This is a genomic window from Microbacterium sp., from assembly GCF_049661145.1.
Classification (GTDB): domain Bacteria; phylum Actinomycetota; class Actinomycetes; order Actinomycetales; family Microbacteriaceae; genus Microbacterium.
The window spans coordinates 1-3544 of record NZ_JBASZT010000166.1 but is presented as its reverse complement, the minus strand read 5'-3'; the positions used below and the strand labels follow the sequence as shown (position 1 = coordinate 3544).

5 protein-coding genes and 1 pseudogene are annotated in these 3544 nt (G+C 69.2%); 5 read left to right on the top strand and 1 reads right to left on the bottom strand.

The features are described 5' to 3' along the window. Positions 1–326 (bottom strand): annotated as a pseudogene (locus WBP48_RS07550) (DEAD/DEAH box helicase); the annotation flags it as partial. Positions 327–602: 276 nt separating this feature from the next. Between WBP48_RS07550 and WBP48_RS07545 the strand changes: the two are divergent. The 5 genes from WBP48_RS07545 to WBP48_RS07525 form a co-directional block, all read left to right on the top strand. Further along, entirely contained in the window at positions 603–1682 is a 1080-nt protein-coding gene (locus WBP48_RS07545; protein WP_424438417.1) for a DUF998 domain-containing protein, read from the top strand. Between the two features lie 56 nt (positions 1683–1738). Continuing rightward, entirely contained in the window at positions 1739–2419 is a 681-nt protein-coding gene (locus WBP48_RS07540; protein WP_424438414.1) for a PhzF family phenazine biosynthesis protein, read from the top strand. 191 nt (positions 2420–2610) lie between these two features. Next, a complete protein-coding gene (locus WBP48_RS07535) occupies positions 2611–3045 on the top strand; it encodes a hypothetical protein (RefSeq protein ID WP_424438411.1) in 435 nt (144 codons plus the stop codon). Then, the gene (locus WBP48_RS07530) at positions 3045–3260 is read left to right on the top strand and encodes a helix-turn-helix transcriptional regulator (RefSeq protein ID WP_424438408.1); all 216 of its coding nucleotides are present in this window, start codon (positions 3045–3047) and stop codon (positions 3258–3260) included. The genes WBP48_RS07535 and WBP48_RS07530 overlap by 1 nt, the downstream gene beginning before the upstream one ends. Position 3261: 1 nt before the next feature. Continuing rightward, a partial coding sequence (locus WBP48_RS07525; RefSeq protein ID WP_424438405.1) for an alcohol dehydrogenase catalytic domain-containing protein occupies positions 3262–3544 on the top strand: 283 nt, incomplete at its 3' end.

Here is a 3544-nt window from a genome sequence, read left to right as displayed (position 1 = left end):
CGGCGCGGGCCGTGCGCCTGCGATCGGATGCCGCGGGCATCGTCGCGGCCGGCGCGCTCTTCGGCGGACCAGCGCTTCTTGGCGGGCGCGCCCTCCTCCGCCGGGCGGTAGCCGCGGTGGCTGGGGCTCTTGCTTCCGGGCTTGCCGGCGGAGGACTGATGCGATAATCTCGCCTCCCCGGGCAGGTCCTCCCGCCCCCGCGGCGCGGGAGCGCCCCTGAAAGGCTGTCCGGGGCGGCGTTTGGCGTCCTGGTAGGAGGTCTTCTTGCCGTAGCGGGGCTCGAAGTCCTGGGCGCGGCCGACGGCCGGCTTCTTGTTCTTGGGCATGGGTTGTCCTTCTGGGTTTCTCGCACGAGAACAGCGCTCCGCGCGCACAGACGCAACGGAGCTACCCGGACATTCGTCGGCCGGGGGCCATTCATAGTGATGGTTCATGCGCGTCGATCGACGCTCACCATCGGCCCCTGACTCACAACAGGACTCACAAACTGGAACTCACCAGCATCCGCGCACGCGCGCGGTGTCCAGAGCCGACCAGGCTATCTTACCCGCACGGCCTGGGAGCGCGCCGGTGCCCGCCCGCGCGACGCCTACACTGGCGCCATGACCACCACCGGCACCTCGACTGCGGATCACCCCACGGACGAGCCGTCGCTGCGCGCCGAGGCCGAAGCGCTGCTGGCCTCGACCATCGCCGGAGTCGGCGGTGCAGGCGTTGGCCTGATCCTGGGGCTCGGCGGGGAGGGTGCGGCGCTGTGGGGCGGGTGGAGCTTCGCGGTATGGGCGGCACTGGCGGCATCCGTCGCCGCCGCGATCTCCTCCGCGCTCGCATTCTGGCGCGCCCGGACCACGGACGGTGAAGCATGGCGGCGCGAGATCGCGAGCTGGCGGTACATCGTCTCGACGGTGTCGGTCGTGATCGCGCACGTCGCGCTCACCGCGATCGGCACGCTGGCGCTGTTCGCCGTCCTGGCGAGGGCCTTCATCGGCGCCGAACTCAACGCGTTCTGGACGACGGTCCTCATGGCGGTCGTGGTCGGGCTGGCGGGGTGGTTGAGCTATCTGTCGGCATCGCGCATGACGACCCAGCGCGTGACCTCACTCCTGGTCACCTTCATCGCGATCGGCTCCCTCGCCGCGATGCTCACGACCTCGGACCCGCAATGGTGGCAACTGCACTTCAGCCAGCTCGGCACGTTCGGCGACCTGTCGAGCTTCCTCTTCAACGGCACCCTGATCGCGGGCGGACTGCTCGTGACGACCTTCACGCTCTTCGTCCGGCACGACTTACGCGCGCTCGGCGAATCGGAGCGCGGCGTCGCGATCGTGACGACGGCGCTCGCGGTCATGGGCGTCATGCTCGCGTGCGTCGGCATCTTCCCGGTCGACGTGAACCTCTGGCTGCACAACCTGTCGGCATCCGGCATGGCGCTGATGTTCCTGGTGCTGCTCATCGGCGGACGGTGGATCATGCGCAGGATGCCGAGGGCCTACTTCCTGGCGGCATGGGCCTTCCTCGGCGCGCTCGTCGCCTCGATCGTGCTGTTCGCGGTCGGCTACTTCGGCCTGACGGCGTTCGAGATCATCGTGTTCGCGCTCATCTTCGGGTGGCTGTCGGTGTTCATCCGGTTCCTCCGCGTCGCCGACGACCCCGAACCGCCGCTACCCGGCCTCGGCGGCTGAGCGCCCGCGTTGCACGGGCCTCGCGAACGCGAGGCCGCGCCTGCGAGAATCGGAGCATGGCCGACCTGATCGAAGTAGTGGATGTCTTCGTCGATGAGCAGGGCCGCCACGGCAACCCGCTCGGCATCCTGTGGTCGTCGCCGCAGACGCGCAAGCGCGAGCAGGAGATCGCCCGAGACGCCGGGTTCAGCGAGACGATCTTCATCGACCGGATCGCCGACGGATCGGCACACGCCCGCATCTTCACCCCGGTGCAGGAGCTGCCGTTCGCGGGGCACCCGACCGTGGGGCTGGCGGCCTGGCTGCTCGCCAGCGGCGATGACATCCGGACGATCTCCCTCCCGGCCGGCAGCGCGCGCGTCCGCCAGGACGGCGACCTCGTCTACATCACCGCGCTGCCGCAATGGGCACCGGAGTTCTCGCTGCAGCGGCTCGACTCGCCGGCGGATGTCGAGGCCATCGATCCCGACGCGTACTCGGTCGGTCTGCACTACGTCTGGGCGTGGATCTCACGGGAGGACCGCACAGTGCGCGCGCGGATGTTCGCTCCCGAACTCGGCGTGCGAGAAGACGAGGCCACGGGATCGGCCGCCGTGCGATTGAGCGCCGAGCTCGGCCACGACCTCGACATCCTGCAGGGGGCGGGCTCCCGGCTCTACACGCACGTGCGCTACCTCGGCCAGCAGGTCGAGGTCGGCGGCCGCACCTCCCCATCGCGCATGCTTCAGTTGAACTGAGCACGCGACGCGGGGGCTCGTGCTGCAGACCGCTGTCAGCGGCGCCATCTTCGGATGCCGCGGCACCAGCGATTCCGCGCCGCGAACGGTGCCGTGAGGCACTGGCGCGGCATGTAAAGAACACTTGACACGCTCACGAGAGTCGTCCTAGAGTCAGACGTGTCAAATATTCTTTACTCCGGGAGCGCGCCATGGTCTATGAAGAACGCAACATCTGGGTGGGACTGGTCGTGTCCTTCGTGGGCGTCCCGGTCTACATCGCCCTCGTGCTGGCGCAACTGTCGCAGCGCCCCGTCGCCGAGGTCGACTGGGTGCCCCTCATGCTCTGGACGATCGGGCTGAGCATCGCGGCATCCATCGCTCTCAGCATCCTGTGGGGGATCGTCGCGGGGATCCGCGATCGCGACGGTGTCGGCCGCAGCGATGAGCGCGACCGCAGCATCGGCGTCATGAGCAGTCGCGTCGGTCAGGCTTTCACGGTCATCGCCGGTCTCGGCGTGATCGTGCTGTGCGCCGTCGAGGCGGACTGGTTCTGGATCGCGAACACGATGTTCCTCGGCTTCGCGCTGTCGTCGATCGTCGGGGGCATCGCGAGCGTCATCGCCTACCGTCGGGGCCTCGTCTGATGGTCAAGCCCACGCGCGTCACGAACGCGATCCGCGCCGTGCGCGAACGGGAAGGCATCACCCAGGCGGAGCTCGCCCGTCGCGTCGGCGTCACGCGCCAGACCCTCATCGCGATCGAGCAGGGCAGGTACTCACCCTCGCTCGAACTCGCCTTCCAACTCGCCCGCGCCTTCGGCGTCGGCCTCGACGACCTGTTCGGCTACCCGGAGGACTGACATGAGCGCGATCGATGCGGCGAGCACCCTCACGATGCCGGCGTGGGCCCAAGGCAGCTATGGCGATGCCGACGCCGCTGCCCTGATCGAGCTCCCGGTGCCGCAACCCGGTCGCGGCGAGGTGCTTATGCGCCTGCGAGCGACAGCGCTCAACAACGGGGATGTGCGGGTCATGCGCGGCGAACCGTTGATCGTGCGGACCGCGTTCGGCCTGCGCGCGCCGCGGCAGCGGGTGCGGGGGATGGATGCCGCGGGCATCGTCGTCGCCCTCGGCCCCGGTGTCG

Coding starts and splice junctions, on each gene's coding strand:
- WBP48_RS07535 (WP_424438411.1), top strand. CDS start 2,611: ATGGTCTATGAAGAACGCAACATCTGGGTGGGACTGGTCGTGTCCTTC.
- WBP48_RS07530 (WP_424438408.1), top strand. CDS start 3,045: ATGGTCAAGCCCACGCGCGTCACGAACGCGATCCGCGCCGTGCGCGAA.
- WBP48_RS07540 (WP_424438414.1), top strand. CDS start 1,739: ATGGCCGACCTGATCGAAGTAGTGGATGTCTTCGTCGATGAGCAGGGC.
- WBP48_RS07545 (WP_424438417.1), top strand. CDS start 603: ATGACCACCACCGGCACCTCGACTGCGGATCACCCCACGGACGAGCCG.